The following is a 17220-nucleotide window of genomic DNA, read 5'->3' on the forward strand; positions in this document are numbered from 1 at the left end:
TCCTGGTATTCGAACACCGCGACGGCCTATGGTCCGGCTATCCGCGCGTGCCGCCACCCGCGTGGCGTGAACCGGTTGGCCCGCAGCGAGAACGAGATATGTGATCGGAGCCATGCCGGTTTCTCGGGCCCCTCTCTGGACCGCGGAATAGGCTCGGGCGGGGAGGTGGTCATGAGGGTCGGTCGCAAGCGGGGCGTTGTCGGTTCCGAGGTGCAGGAGATCCTGAACTACTTCGGTCAATGTCCGCTCTGTGGTCATCCTGCTCGTGCTTGGCATATCACCGCGGAGTTCGATGATGGGCACGTCGAGAGTCAGGATATTGCCGAGTGTGGCGGCTGGTGTGGCTGGAAGGGGCCGGTGTCACCGGTTGCGATGACGGACGGTGGGTTGGTGCTTACGAAGGGGCGCAAGGTAATCGGGACATCCGGGCCGGGACTACTTGCGGCGGGCGAGGATCGTTCCGCCGAGGGGACTTTCGGCTGAGGTCACAGTGCGGTCGTATTCGACGACGAAGTCGGCGTCGTTGAGCCAGTCGCGCATTCGGCTGTGCTGGCGGCGGTGGACGTGCAGATGCATGGGTTGTCCACCGTAGCCCTGGGTCTTCAGCTGCGAGTCGTCTCCGATGTGGAAGGCGAGTAGCAGTGGTCCGCCGGGGCGGAGCACTCGCTGGAAGTGTGTGAATACGGAACGGAGTTCGTCGTCGGGGATGTGGATCAGTGAGTACCAGGCGACCAGCCCGGCTATCGAGGCGTCGGGGAGGTCGAGGTTTGTCATGGAGCCGACGTCGAACCGGAGGCCGGGGTATTCACGGCGGGCCAGTTCGATCATCCTGGGCGACAGGTCGATTCCAAAGGCGTCCACATCCAGTTGACACAGGTGAGCGGTGATCCGGCCTGCCCCGCAACCGACCTCCGCGACCGGCCCTCCACCCTGGGCGCGCACCACAGCGGCGAATGACGCCAAAGCCGAGCGCTCTTCGAAGGTTTCATCCAGCAGGTGGCGGGTGAGCTCCGCGTAGGTATCCGCAACGCTGTCGTAGGACATCCGCGTGTCATCGAGCCAGCCGCCGGTGTCCGAACCCGTTCCCACGGTCGCCTACGCTACTGCCCCGCACTCCACTCCACCCACTCCACCCGGCAGGCCGTCCAGCCGCCCAGTTGCTGTCCGTTGTCGGCTGGCAGTAGCTCGGCGATCTCGGTGGTGAGGTTGGGGAAAACCTCTGTTAGGCGCGGGAACTGGGCCGCCGTCATGTCCGAACCCTACCGGTCCCCGGTGGACGGCAGAGCCGGTCTCGCGCAGTGGCGGTGGGCGACATTCGACGCGGTGTGGTCAGGGCGCGGTGGCGTTGTTGGCGGCGGTGAGGATGGCGGCGAGGAGGCCGGGGAGGGCGGTGTCGAGGTCTTCGGTGCGGAGGCGGAGGTGGGTGTTGCCGTCGATGGTTACGCGTTCGGTTACGCCGGCCTCGCGGAGGATTTTGAAATGGTGGGCGGCGGTGGATTTGCTGATGTTTTCGTAGGTGGTGCTGCAGCGCAGGGGGGTGCCGGCGTTGGCGAGGCGGCGGACGACTTCCAGGCGGATGGGGTCCTGTAGGGCGCCGAGCACCGCGGGCAGCGGGGCGACCGCGGGCTTCGCGTCGGTGTCGGGCATGAGCTACCTCACTCTGGGGGATGGTTCGACAATTATCGAACTTGATGTAGGCTTCGGTTCGATCGTAATCAAACTTACCTGATGGAGGGTTCGATGGTATCGGCAACGGCAGTTGCGACTCGAGCCGAACAGGGCAGTCAGACGTGGGCGTACGCGCTGGTGCTGGCCGCCAGCGGGGTGGCGCTGGGGGTGTCGGGGGCGCCTGCGCCGCTCTACGGGATTTATCAGCAGAGCTGGAATTTCTCCCCGCTCACAACGACTTTCGTGTTCGCCACCTACGCGGTCGCCGCGTTGGGCGCGGTGCTGGTGTCGGGGCGGATCTCGGATGTGGTGGGGCGCAAGCCGGTGCTGCTGGGTGCCTTCGCGACCATGATCGCGGGGCTGGTGGTGTTCCTGCTGGCCGACAATGTGGCCATGCTGCTGCTGGCGCGGGCGCTGCACGGGGCGGCCGTCGGTGCGACCGTGGTCGCGGGCGCGGCGGCGCTGCTGGATCTGCGGCCGAAGGACGGTGCGCGGTCGGGGCAGCTGTCCGGTGTTGCCTTCAATGTCGGTATGGCCGTGGCGATTCTGGGTTCGGCCGTGCTGGCGCAGTACGCGCCGCATCCGCTGCGCACGCCGTACGTGGTCATCACCATCGTGTGCGTGCTCATCGCGGCGGGAGTGCTGGCGCTGCGGGAGCCGCACGGGGCGCGCCAGAAGCAGCGCATCACGATTGCGAAACCGGCGGTGCCGCAGGAGATTCGCGGTGACTTCTGGTTCTCCGCGCTGGGTGTGATGGCGGCCTGGTCGGTGCTGGGTGTGCTGTTGTCGCTGTATCCGTCGCTGGCCGCGGCCGAGACGGGGATTCACAATCTGGTGTTCGGCGGCGCGGTGGTGGCCTCGACCGCGACGGCGGGTGCGCTGGCGCAGGCGGTCGCGGGCGGGATTCCGGCGCGGCGCGCGGCGATCATCGGTGATATCGGGATGGCGGTCGCGCTGCTGCTCACCATTCCGGCGCTGAACACCCACGACTGGGTGCTGGTCCTGCTGAGCGGCATCGCGCTGGGCGGCACCTTCGGGCTCGGCTTCGGCGGGTCGCTGCGGCACCTGTCGAATGTGGTGCCGCAGCACAAGCGGGGCGAGACCATGTCGGCCTACTACCTGCTGGCCTACTCCGCCATGGCGATTCCGACGGTCGTCGCGGGCTGGGCGGCCACCACCTGGGGGCTGAGCACGGTGTTCCCGTGGTTCGTCGTCGCGGTCGCGCTGGCCTGCCTGGGCGCTGCGGGAATCGGGCTGCGACGCAACACCGAAGCCGCCTGATTTTCTCCCGAATAGGCCGCCTCCGCCTCCGGTGACCCAGTGTCGCCGGGCGGATACGGCATTTCCGGCGAAACGGATTGGCGAGCCCCGGTTTGCGAGTGCGCGAAGTCGCAACCGAATCGCCGCATCCGATGCGTGACCGGGCCGGTATCGCTATCCTTCCGCTATGCGGCGGTGGAGGTTCGGTGGGGTGGTGAGCCGGACGGTACACCGGTCGGGTCTGATGATGTCGGTGCTGGCCGCGGTGCTGGGCGGGCTCGGCATCGCGGCCCTGACCTGGTGGGGACTGTGGCACTTCCTGGGTGCCCGGGCCGAGGCGCCGAATCAGCTGGATCTGAGCCGGATCTCGCTCGCGGTGGCCGCGGGCGTCGGCGGCGCGGTCGCACTGGTCGTGGCCTACCGGCGGCAACGCGATACCGAACGAGGGCGCTTCGCCGATGTCTTCGGCGCCGCAGCCCGGCAATTGGGCGACCCGGATGTGGCGGTGCGTATCGCCGGGGTCTACGCCATGGCCGGGGTGGCCGACGAATTCTCGGCCCGCTGGCGGCGCCAGCAGTGCGTGGACGTGCTGTGCGGCTATCTGCGGCTGCCCTATCAGCCGGAGGAGGGCGCCAGCCACCTGGTGTCCAAATCGCAGCGCATCGAGGATCACGGCACCGCCGTCGAGCGGGTGTACAGCTATCGCCAGAACGATCGGCAGGTGCGCGACACCATTGTCAGGGTGATCGCCGAGCACCTCCGGCTATCGGCCGAAACCCGCTGGTCCGCCTGCGATTTCGACTTCTCCGACGCCGTCTTCGAGAGCGCGGACTTCCGCTACGCCGTCTTCGCGGGCCGCAATACCCGCTTCACCGACGCCATGTTCCTCAGCGGCCGCACCGTGAGCTTCGAGAAGGCGCGCTTCCTGGGCAAGCGGGTCACCTTCCGTGGGGCCCTGTTCCGCAGCGTCGCCGTATTCGACGGGGCGGTCTTCGCCCACACCGAGGTGGACCGTGTCGACCGCGACAATGTCGGCACCACCTTCACCGAGGCCACCTTCGGCGGCGGCGTCACCTTCGAGGGCGCGCAATTCCGCGGCGCGCGAACGGCATTCGACCGCACCACCTTCGCCGGTGAGCGCGCCAGCTTCGCCAACACCGCCTTCGCCGCCGAGCTGACCACCTTCGAACGCGCCGTCTTCGACGGGGAACGCGTCACCTTCACCGGAGCCGAATTCACCGGCACCCGTGTCACTTTCGCAGATTCCCGCTTCTACACCGACTCCAGTTCCTTCGACTGCGCGCAGCTCGGCGCGCAGGTGCGCTGGCGCACCGGCCGCACCCAGGAGGTCTCCTTCGCCCGCACCGAGTACCACGGCAAGGTGTCCTTCGCCGATGCCGTGTTCTCGGGCCGCTCGGTGACCTTCGCCAGCGGAGACTTCTTCGGCGACATCTCCTTCCGCCGCGCCGCCTTCGACGCCCGCGCCATCAGCTTCGAGCGCCCGAAGGCGTGGGTCGGCGTGCATTTCGACTGGGACGCCAGCCCCAACACCAAACCGGCCAATATCGCCCCGACGCCATGGCCGCCCGCGCTGGCCGAAACCGCCAGCGACCCGGCCGCCTGAGTCCGGCCGCCGAGTTGGAGGAATCCGTAGCCGCCGCTGTCCGGCCCGGCGTCCTGGTACTCCCAGCCGAACACGGCCGCATAGAACGCGGCGGCCGCGCCCGGCTCGGGGCTGCCGAGGTCGATCCAGCAAGGGGAACCCGTGACGAATTCGGTTGTGAGCACTGGAAATCCTTTGCTTTTCGGGATTGGGAACCGGGAAAGCCCCGGCGCTGTCCAGCATTCCACCGTCGGCCCGGGCGAACCGCCGGATTGCCCGCTTGTCGTCGGGTGCGATAGCTTGCAATCGATCGAGGTCGGGGTTGGTGAAGGGTCGCGCGGCGTGTGGGTTGTGGTCGGTATGGCGGTCGTCCTGCTGGCTGCGGCGGCCGCACTCGGTGCCGATGCGATCGCGCGGCAGCGGCGCGCGGCGGCGAATCGGAGCGGTGCGAGCCCCCGGACCGGAGGCCGCCGCCCGGTGGTGATCTCGGCGCTGGCCGTGACGGGCTGGCTGCTGGTCTATTCGGTGGTGGCCTCGAATCTGCCGTTCGTGCACCACGACACGATCGCGGGCACCGCCACTGCCGCGCCGCCGGAGCTGGTGCCCGCCGGTCAGCCCACCACCTCGGCGCGGCCGCAGGCCGCGGATCCCATGGCGGCCTTGAAGGTCGGCGATTGCGTCGAAGTGCCGATCGAGCAGACCAAGGACGCCTCCGGCGCGCCCGCCTGGCGGGCCGGTGCCCCGGAGCCGTCGGACTGCGATTCCATGGACGCGAATTTCCGGGTGGTGCAGAACGGCCCGGACCCGTGCACCAATCCGCTCTACACCCTGGACCGGGCCCCGCGCGACAAGACCGGCAAGGCCCGCTACCACCTGTGCCTGACCTTCGACTGGCGCGCCGGGGTCTGCTACGACACCACCGTCATGGACGCCCCGTCCAAGGTGGACTGCGCGACGTCCGGTGAGCACATCGTGCAGGCGACCGCCGTCTTCGAGAACTCCACCTCGGGCGCCGGGTGCCCCCGCGACGGCCGCGGAGCCGTCTGGGTCATCTGGCACAAACTCCAGCTCACCGTCTGCTTCCGCGGCAGCGACAACCCCGGCAAGTGACTAGCGGCGGCCCACGGTGATGACGTCGGGGATCAGCCAGGACGGGAGTGGGCGGGTGATCTTGCGTTGGTCGATCACCTCGAAACCGGCGTCCTCCAGCAGTTTTCGGGTCTCCCGTGGCGAGGGTGCGTGCGCCGGGAAGAGCCGGCTGCGGGTCAGGCGCTGGATCGGGCGCGAGGTCGGGCCGGAGGGATGCATGGTGGCGATGGCGACCAGGCCGCCGTCGGAAAGCACCCGGTGGAATTCGCGCAGTGCGACCGGGTGGTCGAAGAAGTGGAAGGCGCTGGTGGAGACCACCGCGTCCAGGTCGCCGTCGGCGAAGGGGAGATGCTCGGCGGCGGCCTGCCGCCACTGCACCTCGGTCGAGCGGGCGCGGGCCTGGGCCAGCATGCCCTCGGAGGCGTCCACCCCGTACACCGCGTCCGGATGCAGTTCGCGCTGGATGCGGGAGGTGAGAATGCCGGTGCCGCAGCCGATATCGGCGATCCGGCGCGAACCCGCCCGGCGGAGTTCGGACAGGACCTGATCCTGCGGCGGGCGATAGACGACGTGCTGCAGGGCCGCGGTGTCGTAGGCGCGGGCGACATTGCCGAAGAACTGCGTCACCACATGGTTGAAGGCGCGGTTGCCGGTGGTCAGCGAAGTGCTCATGTGTGCTCCTAATCCGGTACTCATCGAAGCAGATATCGAGCTGTCTGGGAAGGTTCGGCGGCGTTCGGTGAGGGAGTGGGAGTACCGTCTGGCCCATGAGGATTCGTGGTGCCGTGCTGGAACGCATCGGAGCAGACACGCCGTTCGCCGACTCGCGGCCGATCACCATCTCCGACCTGGAACTGGGCGAACCCGGCCCGGGCGAGCTGCTGGTCCGGATCGAGGCGGCCGGGCTGTGCCATTCGGACCTGTCGGTGGTCGACGGCAATCGGGTGCGGCCGGTGCCCATGTTGCTCGGGCACGAGGCGGCCGGACGGATCGAGGCGCTCGGGCCGGGGGAGTCCGATCTGCGTGTCGGCCAGCGCGTCGTGATGACCTTCCTGCCGCGCTGCGGGGAGTGCGCGGGCTGCGCCACCGACGGGCGCACCCCCTGTGAGCCCGGCAGCGTCGCCAACAATGCGGGCGAATTGCTCTCCGGCGGAAGGCGATTGCACCGCGACGGCGCGGAAGTCCATCACCACCTGGGTGTCTCGGCCTTCGCCACGCACGCGGTGGTGGATCGGCGCTCGGTGGTCCCGGTCGACGACGACGTACCCCCGGAAGTGGCCGCCATTCTCGGCTGCGCCGTGCTGACCGGTGGTGGGGCCCTGCTGAATTCGGCGAAACCCGCCCCCTCCGATCGCATCATGGTGGTCGGCCTCGGCGGCGTCGGCATGGCCGCCGTCCTGGTCGCGGCCGCCCTGCGGGCGGGCACCGGCCGCGAGGTCATCGCCGTCGACACCGTACCCGAAAAGCTCAAGATCGCAATGGAACTGGGCGCGACCGCCGCCTGCACCCCGCAGGAGCTCGCCGCCGAGAAGATCGTGGCCGAGGCCGTCATCGAGGCGGTGGGCAATATTCGAGCCTTCGAAACCGCCGTGGCCGCAACGGCTCCCGGCGGCGTCACCGTCACCGTCGGCCTCCCCGCCCCCGACGCCCGCGCCAGCATCTCACCCCTCGCCCTGGTGGCCCAGGGTCGCGCCATCGTCGGCAGCTACCTCGGCTCGGCCGTCCCCTCCCGCGACATCCCCGAATTCGTCCGCATGTGGCGCGAGGGCAAACTGCCCGTCGAACGCCTGGTCTCCTCCCACATCCGCCTCGAGGGCATCAATCACGCCATGGACGAACTCGCCGCAGGCCACGCGCTCCGCCAGGTGATCGTCTTCGACTGATCCTCCGGCGAACGGGTGAGCCGAGGCACACCAACTGTGAATAGCAGTTGGTCGAACTGGCTTCGGAGTGGCCGGATGAAATAATGCGCCGGTGACCGTGCGGCGTCGAATCTCGGTGGTGGGTACCTCGGGCTCGGGGAAAAGTTCCTTGGCTCGCCGCATTTCGGAGTTGCTCGAGATTCCCCACGTCGAACTCGACGCCATCCACCACCAAGCCGACTGGACACCCATGCCCGAGGCCGAGTTCCGCTCCGCGGTCGCCGACCGGCTCGCCCGGACGGCCTGGGTGGACGACGGCAACTACCACGGCAAACTCGGCGACCTGGTGTGGACCCGAGCTGACACCGTCGTCTGGTTCGACCTCCCGCGCCCGACGGTCATGCGACAGATCGTCCAGCGAACCCTGCTCCGGGCAATAACCGGCCGCGAACTGTGGAACGGCAACCGAGAATCCTGGCGAGACATGTTCTCCCTCAACCCCGACCGTTCGGTAATCATGTGGGCCTGGACCAGGCACTCCACCAACCGCACCCGCTATCTGGCAGCCCAATCCGATCCCGCATACCAGCACATCGACTTCATCCGCCTGCGGTCCCACGCCGATGCCGCGTCCCTCCTCGCCAACGCTTGCTGCGGGAGGTGACGGCCACGCCGCGAGGTGATTGCCGCCGGGATGGCCTGTGCGCCGGTGGTCCGCCGGGGTTCGGGGCGGAAGGGGGTTCGCGCCGTTTGTGGCCGCGAACCCCACCGGATTATTTGACGGTGATGGAGACCGTCTTGGTGTCGGTCTCGGCGGGGAGTTCGGTGGTGTCGACGGCGAGGATTTCGCCGGTTTCCTGGAGGCCGTTGGGGAGGATCTTGGCCTTGAGGGTGAAGGGCGGTTGGTCGCCGGTTGCGGCTTCGAGGCCGAAGTCGCTGTCGTTGGAGATGTAGAGGGTTTTGCCGCCGTCGAGGGTGGCTACGCCTTCGATCTTGTCGTGGCCGAAGAACTTTCCGTCGGGGTTGAGGCGGTCGAGGAGGGCGGACAGGTCGAGGTTGGATTTCTTGGCCACGGGGGTGATGCCCGCCTTCTGGAGGGCGGCGATGGCGTCGGCGGTGGGGACGGTGCCGACGTAGACCTCGAGGGGCTTGCCGTCGATGAGGAGGCCCTTTTCCGGGTCGTAGTGGGCGCCTGGGATTTTCGCCTGAGGGCCGATGTCGGTGGCGGCGGAGATGTCGACGGTCCACAGCTTCTTGTTCGCCTTGGGGGCCTTGTTGCCGTCGCGCTCGTCGATCAGGAAGGTGGTGGCCGACAGGGCGGTGATCTCGGAGACCGCGAGCTTCTCCTTGGGGTTCTCGAGCGGGAGCGCGAATTCCTTGACCGCCCTGGACTTCAGGTCCACGGTGACGATGCGGGTGACGGGGGTCTCGCGGGCATTGGTGACGCCCGGCGAGTTCAGCGCGCTCTGGATCACGCCGACCAGGGTGGAGCCGTCAGGGGTGACGGTCAGCCCCTCCATGCCCTGGTTCGGGGTGCGGAACGAAAGTTCCTTGGGCAGACCGCGTCCCGGCGCGAGCCGCTCGAGCTCAGTGCCCTTGGCGTCGAAATGCACCAGGAACGGGCCGTATTCGTCGGAGACCCAGAAGCTGCCGTCGGCCAGGGCGACCAGGCCCTCGCTGTCGATGCCGTGATCGGTGGCGGGCAACACCTTTCCGCTCAGATCGCGCATGGTCTCACCGGTGGAGGCCGAGCTGTCGACCAGCCCGTTGAACGGCTGCCCCGCCGGGTTCTTCAGCAGGATCGTCGATTCCACCACGGCCTTGTTCCCGGTCAACTTGAACCGGGCGATCTGCGGCGTGAAATCCGGTACGGGAGCAATCTTCTCGTTCTTGGCCTTGCCGTCCACGTTCGGGCCGCGGTCGGTGAGCCCGTAGAACTCGTCGGTGGACCCCGGCACCGGCGTGAACGCCGAACCGTATCCGCTGGCCTGCACCGGGATTCCGCCGAACTCGCCGATGGGCGCGATATCGGTGGTGAACAGCCGCACCGCGTCGGTGGTGGTGACGGTGATGCTGTCCGAGCCGGTGTACCCGGCCGCCGGGGTGTACACCAGCGCGCCGTCGAGGCGCCGGGTCAGCGTGCCGTGCTGCGGGTCCGCGACGGCGACCGCGGCCCGGCCGCCGGTCTTGGCCAGCAACTGGTCCAGGCTGATCACCAGCGGCTGGCCCGCGGTGGCGGTGAAGTCGGCGGAATCGGATCCGGACGAGCAGGCGGCGGTGACCGCGGCGGCGCAGACGGCGACGGCGACGACGGCGCGACGGGTAGCGGGGCGAATTCTCACCGGCTCGTCTTATCTGCCCTATTCAACGGTTTGTCGACCGGTGCCTGAACGCTGCCCGCCCAGCTCGTGAACCACGCCGCCCCGGCCCTCGGTCCCGGCGTTTCGCCGACCCGATAGGCTCGACGGCAGTCCAGATCGGCGTAATAAAGGAGACCAGGTGACCACGAACCGGATCCGGGTGGGTGTGCTCGGTGCACGCGGCAAGGTCGGGCAGGCCATCTGCGCGGGCGTCGAGGCGGCCGCGGATCTGGAGCTGGTGGCACAGGTCGACAAGGGCGACGCGCTGGAGGCGTTCACCGCCGCGGGCACCGAGGTCGTCGTCGACTTCACCCACCCCGACGTGGTCATGCCGAACCTGGAATGGCTGGTGGCGAATGGAATTCACGCCGTCGTCGGCACCACCGGATTCGATGCCGGCCGCCTGGAGCAGGTCAAGGGCTGGCTGTCCGCCAAGCCCGAGGTGGGCGTGCTGATCGCACCGAACTTCGCCATCGGCGCGGTGCTGTCCATGCGCTTCGCCGAGCAGGCCGCCCGCTTCTTCGACTCGGTCGAGGTCATCGAACTGCACCACCCGAACAAGGCCGACGCCCCCTCCGGCACCGCCTTCCGCACCGCCGGGCTGATCGCCGCGGCCCGCGAGAAGGCCGGTGTCGGCCGCAGCCCCGACGCCACCAGCCAGGAGCTCGAGGGCGCGCGCGGCGCGGATGTGGACGGCGTGCGCGTGCACTCGGTGCGCCTGGCCGGACTGGTCGCCCACCAGGAAGTGCTGTTCGGTACCCAGGGCGAGACGCTGACCATCCGCCACGACTCGCTGGACCGCACCTCCTTCGTGCCGGGCGTGCTGCTCGGTGTGCGCAAGACCCCGCTGCGCCCCGGCCTGACCGTGGGCATCGACCCGCTGCTCGACCTGTGAGCGCGCCCGAGTCCGGTGCTGCCCGCCGCGAGGTCACCAAGCTCGTGGCGTTCATCGCCGTGCTCGCGCTGGTACTGGTCTTCTACTTCCTGAGTCTGGGCAGGCGCGCGGTATTCCTGCTCACCACCGACGATCCCGGCTACGACAAGCCGTTGTTCAAGGCGCTCGCGGTGGGTCTGCTGATCCTGCCGCTGCTCGGCGTCTGGATGCTGGTGACCTCGCTGCGGGCGGCCTTCGACCATCAGCGGCTGGCCCGGCGCATGCACGAGGAAGGGCGGGAACTCGATGTCTCGCAGCTGCCGCGCCGCGCCTCCGGCCGCATCGAGAAGGCCGCCGCCGACGCGCTTTTCGAGCAGGTGAAGCAGGAGTTCGAGGCGGACCCGGAGAACTGGCGCAGCAACTACCGCGCCGCCCGCGCCTACGACTACGCCGGGGACCGCACCCGCGCGCGCGAAATGATGAAGCGCGCAGTGGAATTGGAGCGCGCGGAGCGTTCCGGCAAACAGTAGCCCGGGTTTCGCGGGGAAACCTGCCGGTAGCCTTTAGCGGGGGTAAAGTCCGCCCGGTGAAGTTCATGGTGGGTTATGCGCTGGCCATCGCCTGCGCGACGATGGGGTCGCCTGCGGCTGGTTCGGCGGTGGCGCGCGCGGAGTCCGAGCCGTCCTGCGTCGAGTTCGAGAACGGGTACAAAGCGGAGTGGCAGGCCAGCTGGGCCGTTTTCGAAGCCGGGCAACGCAATCCGGCCGATGCCCGCGCGGTGACGGAGGTGGATCTGCCGGTCGCCATCGCCGCCCCGCTGGACAAGGTCTGGTCGGTGTACACCGACGTCCGCAACGGCATCGGCCGCCACTCGTTCCTCAAGGACATCATCGTGCACCGCACCTGCGACGCGGACGGCGTACACACCACCGATTTCACAGCGCTGGAAGACATTCCGATGGGCTCGGCCACCTTCCCCGGCCACACCCAGGCCGAAACCCGCCTGCACCCCGACGAGCACTACTACACCACCGACAGCTGGGACGTCCCCAATGTCACCACCCACCAGCTGATCACCTTCACCGACAACGGCGACGGCACCACCACGGTCAACGAACACCTGACCTTCATCGCCGACCAGCCGTTGATCGATTTCACCACCGACAACGGTGTGGCCGCCCACCGCGCCTCCCAGCAAGCCGTCAAGGCCGATATCGAAAACGGCACGCTCTGAGCCGAATTCGCGCCTACGACGCGGTGCCGGTCGCCGGTGTGACCAGGGTGAGATCGGCGTCGTAGCGGCGGTAGAGCAGGTGCCCGCGACCGCTGCCGCGGTCGGTGTAGAACAGGAACGGCAGTCCGTGCTCGCACAACCTATGCACGGCCTCGGCCTCCGTCGAGATCGGGGCCGCGCGGGGATCGATCCGCAACGGTGAGGAATCCGGTTGCGGTGGTGGCGGATTCGCGTGGTGCTGGCGGTGCAGCCGGATTCCGGTGGGGCCCGCCCGGTATACGACGGCGTCCACACCCGTCCGGGCGTCGGTGAACAGGTGCACGTCGTAGTCCATGGCGTCCATGAGCCGGGCCGCCGTCAGCGGATCCAGCGTGCGCAATGGCACCGCCTTGCGCCGGGCGATCGGATTGCGGCCGTGCAGGTCGAGCGGACGCCGTGCGGTGTCCGGCCAGGAGCGCGGCTGCCAGGGCGACGAGAGGGCCTTGATCTGCTGTTCCAGCCGGGCCACGGCGGGGAAGATATTGCCGCGGCCGTCGGTGAGCGACTGCATGCGAGCCGGATTCGCGGCCACGCACAGGTTGGCCTGCACCAGCATGGGCCCGTCCGTGCCATCGGCGGAGGCGACCCGGACCCGGGCTCCGCCCGCGACCTGGAACCGTTCGAGCATCCGGCCCACCGCGCCCGCGACGCGCTCGCCCTCGAGCAGCCGCACCCTGCCGCGCGCGAGCACGACCACCTCGGGAAAGTACCTCGAAGTCCATGGCTCTGCCGGGGGCAGCACGGAGGGACCTCCCTGTTCTCGACACCGGATTCCACGAGCGTGACCAGCATCGGATGTATCTCCGGTGTCGAGATAGGGCCGAAAGTCCTTTGATTGCTTACTTCTTTGATTGCTATTTCATGCAAGCAGATGGCAAGGGAAGATCCGGGTTTCGTTCGCGGATCTCAGGTCTCGGGGAGAAAGATCATGATGACGGTATGGGTGCCGTCCCGGTCGACGGTCGTGCTCCACTTCCCCTGAACGGATTCGGTGATCAGTTGCCGGGAGCCGAGATTGATGCCGAAGGGGCGCAGTGCCTCGAGCACGTCGCCGACGGCGGGATAGCGGTATTCGCGGATGGATACACCGTCGGGGCCCTGTCCGGAAGCCACGGTGCGCAATCGGTAAACCATGGCGCATCACGATAGGCAGTCGGCCGCGCGGGCGGTGCCGGACGGCTATTCACGGGACGAAGGTCCCGAATCGCCGTTCCCCGCGGCTGCCGGGTCGTCCTCGAATTCGACTGCGGCCGAGGCTCGTTCGACGGCCGCCAGTTGTGTTCGCAGCCGGTCGGTATCCAGGGTCACGGCGCCGGCGGCGAAGGTGCGGCCCAGCGAGTGCAGCAGGTTCATCCATTCCCAGCCCAGCGCCGGTTCCGCGTCGATCGGGTCGAGCCTGTCCCCGATCATCGCGGCCGCCCGGTAGCGCAGCACGAGGATCCGCCACTGCCCGAGGAAGCGCCGGAACCGGTCGAGCGCCTCGCGGGCGTGCACGGTCACCGCCGCGATGGCGGCGAACTCGGCGTTCACCCGGCTTTCCCGCCGGGCCAGTTCCGCGAGTCCGGCGGCGGTCGCCTCGCACAGCACCGGCACCGCGCGCAGCGAGCGCGGCGGCGCGGTGCCGTCGGCCACCTCGGCGGCGAACGCGGCGACCATGCTGTTGTGCAGGGACGCCAGGCAGATGCGGAAGCGCAGATCGCGCACGTCGGCGCGGACGGCGTCCAGCTCGCGGCGCAGCTCGTGCAGGACCTCGACGGCCTCGCTCATGAGCTCTCCCATGCCCCGGGCGACATTGGCCAGCACCGGGTGGGCGGCCGCCACCGGTTCGGAGGCCTCCCGGGCCGCCACTACCGAGCGATCGATCCGCCGGGTGATATCGGCGACTTGCGCTGCGGCCGTGCCGAGTTCGTCGCAGAGCTCGCGGAGATCGGCCAGCCGGGCGACGGCGTCGCCGAGCGTGGCGTCCACCGCCACCGCCCCGGCGAGCAGCTCGCCGATCGCACCCGTGGCGTCGGGGCGCAGGTAGGCGGTCCGCACCAGATCGTCGCGGGCGGCGAGTTCCGCCGCCAGCGCGTCGAACACGAATTCGTCGAAGGAACCGAACCCGCTGTGGTGCAGCGACTTCTCGATCTCGCTCTGCCCGATGGTGGCGATATCGCGCCGCCCGATGCCGAGCTGCCGGGCACGCTCCTCCGCGGCGCGGGCCTGCTGGTACGCCTGCTCGGCGAGCTCGAGGCAGGCGCTGCGCGGTGCGAGCCGGATCGACAGATAACCCTCGGCGACCGGGCTCATCGTCGCGAACACCCAGTAGGCCGTGCCGTCCGCCGCCAGGTTGCGCACGAAGGTGCCGGTCGGGCGTCCCGCGCCCAGCCGGTCCCACATCAGCCGGAACAAGCCCGCGGGCATATCGGGGTGGCGGACGATATTGTGCGGTTTCCCGGCCAATTCGGTTGGCGCATAGCCCGATACCCGGGAGAACACGGCATTGCCCACTTCGATCAACCCGCGGCTGTCGGTGATCGAGAAGAACAACTCCGCCGGATCGAGGGCGGCTTGCCGCCCCTGAGCGCACTCCGCTTGCTTCAGCACGTGGCAACCATAGGGCAAGCCGACTCGCGACAGCGCGATCGGCGCTGTGATGTGCACCCTAGTGCTGGCCAATTACACTGTGCGACAGGGTGATAAGCGACACATCGTCTGTAAGTTCGTGTGGGGTAAGTGAATTGGATCGATCCGCTACCCACCCCCGGATATCCGCCCAGTCGCGCAGATCGCCGAATCGGCGGCCGCCCCGCAGGAAATAGCGGATCTGCGCACGGACCGGCAGGTGCTTGCGGTGGTAGCGCCCGGCGAAGTGACGATAATCCTCGGCCCCCAGGGCATCCCGCAACATGGCGATCCGCTTGGGTACCGCCGCGCCGAAGACGCGCCACGGCCTGTTCCGATCGCCCGCCGACAGGCCGACGCCGAACAGCCGGACATCGCGCTCGACGAGCGAGTCCAGCTGCTGATACGCGTAGATGACCAGCGGTGGCATGAAGTCGCCGTGGTACACGGCGCTGCCGAGCACCACCGTGTCGAAGCCGGACAGATCCGGTTTGCGCTGCACCGAGGACACCTCGACGTCGAAACCACGGCTCGTCAGTTCCGCGCCGATGAATTCCGCGATCTCCGCGGTACTCCCGCGGCCGCTCGCGTACACGACCGCGATGCTGTGCTTGTCCGACTCCACCCGGACAGCCTCGTCGGCCGCCGGAAATCCGGTCAGAGTATTCGGCCCTCTCGCCGCGGTGACCAAGGTCAGTTCGGCCCGGGCGCAGGTGTCGCGGTCGAGCGGAAATGCCCGAAGCCCGGGACCTGCGGTTGCTGGACCCGGGCTTCGAGGCGTCGGCAGAGAGTTGCGGAGACTTTCTCCGCGCGGTCACGGTCGTTTCGATCCCGGCCGACGCGAGTAGGACATCGGCACCGTATGCGGTAACCGCCGGGTGTGAACAGACCGGTGGCCGGATCGGTGACCGACGGCCCGCCGACCGAGGGCCAAGGTCCCGGGGGCGGCGTGCGGACCGGTGATCGGGTCAGGAGCTGCTGGACGGCAGGGGCGAGACCTGTTGCGGGGCAGTCTTATCGATGCGGCGGCTGCCATTGCCGCTGTGCACCGCCGGGCGTGGGCGGCCGAAGGTCAGGATGCCGTCCTCCAGCGGTGTCCGGCGCAGCAGGGCGCGGTCGCGGAAGTAGCTGTTGACGAGCTGCCACGGGCCGCGGGTGCCCTGCCGGGGCATGACGGCGTCGCCGCGCCGAACGTAGCCGGAGGACAGGACGTCTCCCATCAGCGAGTGGTCGGATCGGTCGGCTGCGGTCGCGGTGGCGACCACGGTCGTGTAGTCGTGGGCCCGCATGTGGTTGAGGATGTGGCAGAAGAACTCCGCGGCCAGGTCGGCCTTGAGCGTGCACGAGGCATTGGTGTAGCCGAGCACCACCATCGCATTGGGCACGCCGTCGAGCAGAGTTCCCTTGTAGAGCACCTTTTCGCGGGTGTTCACCGGTTGGCTGTCCACGGTCACGCTCGCGCCGCCGAGCATCTGCACGGTCAGGCCGGTCGCGGTGATCACGATGTCGGCGGGCAGCTCCCGGCCCGACGCCAGGCGGATGCCGGTCTCGGTGAAGGTTTCGATGCGGTCGGTGACGATCTCGGCCTTGCCGCCGCGCAGCGCCCTGAACAGGTCGCCGTTCGGGACGACGCACAGGCGCTGATCCCACGGGTCGTAGTCGGGGGTGAAGTTGCGCATGTCGATCTTGCCGACCTGCCGGTGCACCGCGCCGAGCACCAGCTTGCGCACCAGCTCGGGGTAGCGCCGGGAGAGCCGGTAGCTGGCCTGCTGCAGCACGATATTGCGGGCCCGGCTGGCTCGATAGGCCAGTGTGGCAGGCAGTTTCAGCTTGCGCATGACCACCGCGACCGGATCGTCGGCGGGCAGTGAGGCGATGTAGGTGGGGGAGCGCTGCAACATGGTGATGTGCGCGGTGTCCTCGCACATGGCCGGGACCAGGGTGATGGCGGTCGCGCCGCTGCCGATCACCACGACCCGCTTGCCGCGGTAGTCGAGGTCCTCGGGCCAGTGCTGCGGGTGCACGATGCGGCCGCGGAAGTCGTGTTCGCCGGGGAATTCCGGGCGGTAGCCGTGGTCGTAGTCGTAGTAGCCGGTGCAGCCGACGAGGAAGTCGGCGGTGTAGGTCTCGGTGTGGCCGGTCTGCTCGTCGAGGGCGGTGACGGTCCAGATGTGGTCGCGGCTGGACCAGTTCGCGGTGACGACCTTGCGGCCGAATCGAATGTGCTCTGTCACGCCGTGTTCGGTGGCCGCGTCCTCGATGTAGCGGCGGATGTGCGGGCCGTCCGCGAGCACCTTGGTGCCGGGCCAGGGGCGGAAATTGTAGGCGAAGGTGCACACGTCCGAGTCGGAGCGGATACCCGGGTAGCGGAACAGATCCCAGGTGCCGCCGATGGCGGTGCGGCGCTCCAGGATCAGGTAGCTGCGGCCGGTTCGCTCGCGGGTGAGGTGGCAGGCCATGCCGATGCCGGAGAGGCCTGCTCCGATGATCAGTACATCGACGTGCCGCGTCATTGAGGTCTCATTTCGTCGGTCGTGCCCGGTGTTCGCTGCGCGGGTGAACAGAAGGTATCTGTGAATAGCAGTCACGTATAGTGACCAATGGCCCTATTCCCGGGGCCTCGT

General features: G+C 68.5%; 18 protein-coding genes. 8 read left to right on the forward strand and 10 right to left on the reverse strand.

Annotated features, from left to right (window positions below; genetic code table 11):
- Positions 1 to 435: 435 nt before the first annotated feature.
- From NS2_RS07615 to NS2_RS07620, 3 genes are all read right to left on the reverse strand, one after another.
- Positions 436 to 1089, reverse strand: a complete 654-nt coding sequence (locus tag NS2_RS07615; protein WP_228102882.1) for a class I SAM-dependent methyltransferase — start codon at positions 1087 to 1089, stop codon at positions 436 to 438.
- Positions 1090 to 1100: 11 nt separating this feature from the next.
- On the reverse strand, positions 1101 to 1250 hold the full coding sequence (locus NS2_RS35880; protein WP_155239788.1) for a hypothetical protein: 150 nt from the start codon (positions 1248 to 1250) through the stop codon (positions 1101 to 1103).
- 79 nt (positions 1251 to 1329) lie between these two features.
- Positions 1330 to 1647 carry an ArsR/SmtB family transcription factor gene (locus tag NS2_RS07620; protein ID WP_033086617.1) on the reverse strand — a complete coding sequence of 106 codons (318 nt, stop codon included), beginning with the start codon at positions 1645 to 1647 and terminating at the stop codon, positions 1330 to 1332.
- An 81-nt stretch (positions 1648 to 1728) separates the two neighbouring features.
- Here NS2_RS07620 and NS2_RS07625 point away from each other — a divergent pair, with 81 nt between their 5' ends.
- The 3 genes from NS2_RS07625 (at position 1729) to NS2_RS07640 (ending at position 5641) form a co-directional block, all read left to right on the forward strand.
- Positions 1729 to 2949 (forward strand): MFS transporter, encoded by a 1221-nt coding sequence (locus NS2_RS07625; protein ID WP_230464769.1) that lies wholly within the window; start codon positions 1729 to 1731, stop codon positions 2947 to 2949.
- 166 nt (positions 2950 to 3115) lie between these two features.
- Positions 3116 to 4552, forward strand: a complete 1437-nt coding sequence (locus tag NS2_RS07630; protein ID WP_045436725.1) for a pentapeptide repeat-containing protein — start codon at positions 3116 to 3118, stop codon at positions 4550 to 4552.
- A 321-nt stretch (positions 4553 to 4873) separates the two neighbouring features.
- Positions 4874 to 5641, forward strand: a complete 768-nt coding sequence (locus NS2_RS07640) for a hypothetical protein (protein WP_033086616.1) — start codon at positions 4874 to 4876, stop codon at positions 5639 to 5641.
- On the opposite strand, the gene NS2_RS07645 is transcribed toward NS2_RS07640, so the two are convergent.
- Entirely contained in the window at positions 5642 to 6292 is a 651-nt protein-coding gene (locus NS2_RS07645) for a class I SAM-dependent methyltransferase (RefSeq protein ID WP_045436723.1), read from the reverse strand. It abuts the gene before it with no gap.
- 95 nt (positions 6293 to 6387) lie between these two features.
- Between NS2_RS07645 and NS2_RS07650 the strand changes: the two genes are divergently transcribed.
- Together NS2_RS07650 and NS2_RS07655 are read left to right on the forward strand one after the other, a co-directional pair.
- On the forward strand, positions 6388 to 7503 hold the full coding sequence (locus tag NS2_RS07650) for an alcohol dehydrogenase catalytic domain-containing protein (protein WP_033086615.1): 1116 nt from the start codon (positions 6388 to 6390) through the stop codon (positions 7501 to 7503).
- 148 nt (positions 7504 to 7651) lie between these two features.
- On the forward strand, positions 7652 to 8146 hold the full coding sequence (locus NS2_RS07655) for a P-loop NTPase family protein (protein ID WP_145961839.1): 495 nt from the start codon (positions 7652 to 7654) through the stop codon (positions 8144 to 8146).
- Between the two features lie 109 nt (positions 8147 to 8255).
- Here NS2_RS07655 and NS2_RS07660 read toward each other — a convergent pair whose 3' ends face one another.
- The gene (locus tag NS2_RS07660; RefSeq protein ID WP_033086613.1) at positions 8256 to 9824 is read right to left on the reverse strand and encodes an esterase-like activity of phytase family protein; all 1569 of its coding nucleotides are present in this window, start codon (positions 9822 to 9824) and stop codon (positions 8256 to 8258) included.
- Between the two features lie 157 nt (positions 9825 to 9981).
- On the opposite strand from NS2_RS07660, the gene dapB reads away from it, so the two are divergent.
- Genes dapB through NS2_RS07675 form a run of 3 tightly spaced genes read left to right on the forward strand, consistent with a single transcriptional unit; the run spans position 9982 to position 11950 of the window.
- Positions 9982 to 10737: a 4-hydroxy-tetrahydrodipicolinate reductase gene (dapB, locus tag NS2_RS07665; RefSeq protein ID WP_228102881.1), complete on the forward strand. Its 756-nt coding sequence runs from the start codon at positions 9982 to 9984 to the stop codon at positions 10735 to 10737.
- Positions 10734 to 11246, forward strand: coding sequence for a membrane protein (locus NS2_RS07670; RefSeq protein WP_045436721.1), 513 nt, complete (start codon positions 10734 to 10736; stop codon positions 11244 to 11246). The genes dapB and NS2_RS07670 overlap by 4 nt, the downstream gene beginning before the upstream one ends.
- A 56-nt stretch (positions 11247 to 11302) precedes the next feature.
- Positions 11303 to 11950: a hypothetical protein gene (locus tag NS2_RS07675; protein WP_052086150.1), complete on the forward strand. Its 648-nt coding sequence runs from the start codon at positions 11303 to 11305 to the stop codon at positions 11948 to 11950.
- A 13-nt stretch (positions 11951 to 11963) separates the two neighbouring features.
- Here NS2_RS07675 and NS2_RS07680 read toward each other — a convergent pair whose 3' ends face one another.
- The 5 genes from NS2_RS07680 to NS2_RS07700 form a co-directional block, all read right to left on the reverse strand.
- Positions 11964 to 12686, reverse strand: coding sequence for a sigma 54 modulation/S30EA ribosomal C-terminal domain-containing protein (locus tag NS2_RS07680; RefSeq protein ID WP_052086148.1), 723 nt, complete (start codon positions 12684 to 12686; stop codon positions 11964 to 11966).
- Positions 12687 to 12895: 209 nt separating this feature from the next.
- Positions 12896 to 13123 (reverse strand): hypothetical protein, encoded by a 228-nt coding sequence (locus tag NS2_RS07685; RefSeq protein ID WP_033086611.1) that lies wholly within the window; start codon positions 13121 to 13123, stop codon positions 12896 to 12898.
- 45 nt (positions 13124 to 13168) lie between these two features.
- A complete protein-coding gene (locus tag NS2_RS07690) occupies positions 13169 to 14578 on the reverse strand; it encodes a PAS domain-containing protein (RefSeq protein WP_158544104.1) in 1410 nt (469 codons plus the stop codon).
- A gap of 58 nt (positions 14579 to 14636) precedes the next feature.
- The gene (locus NS2_RS07695) at positions 14637 to 15221 is read right to left on the reverse strand and encodes a flavodoxin domain-containing protein (RefSeq protein WP_186817584.1); all 585 of its coding nucleotides are present in this window, start codon (positions 15219 to 15221) and stop codon (positions 14637 to 14639) included.
- 343 nt (positions 15222 to 15564) lie between these two features.
- Entirely contained in the window at positions 15565 to 17109 is a 1545-nt protein-coding gene (locus NS2_RS07700; protein WP_081985743.1) for a flavin-containing monooxygenase, read from the reverse strand.
- Between the last annotated feature and the right edge of the window lie 111 nt (positions 17110 to 17220).

It is taken from the genome of Nocardia seriolae NBRC 15557 (assembly GCF_007990715.1).
GTDB classification, from domain to species: domain Bacteria; phylum Actinomycetota; class Actinomycetes; order Mycobacteriales; family Mycobacteriaceae; genus Nocardia; species Nocardia seriolae.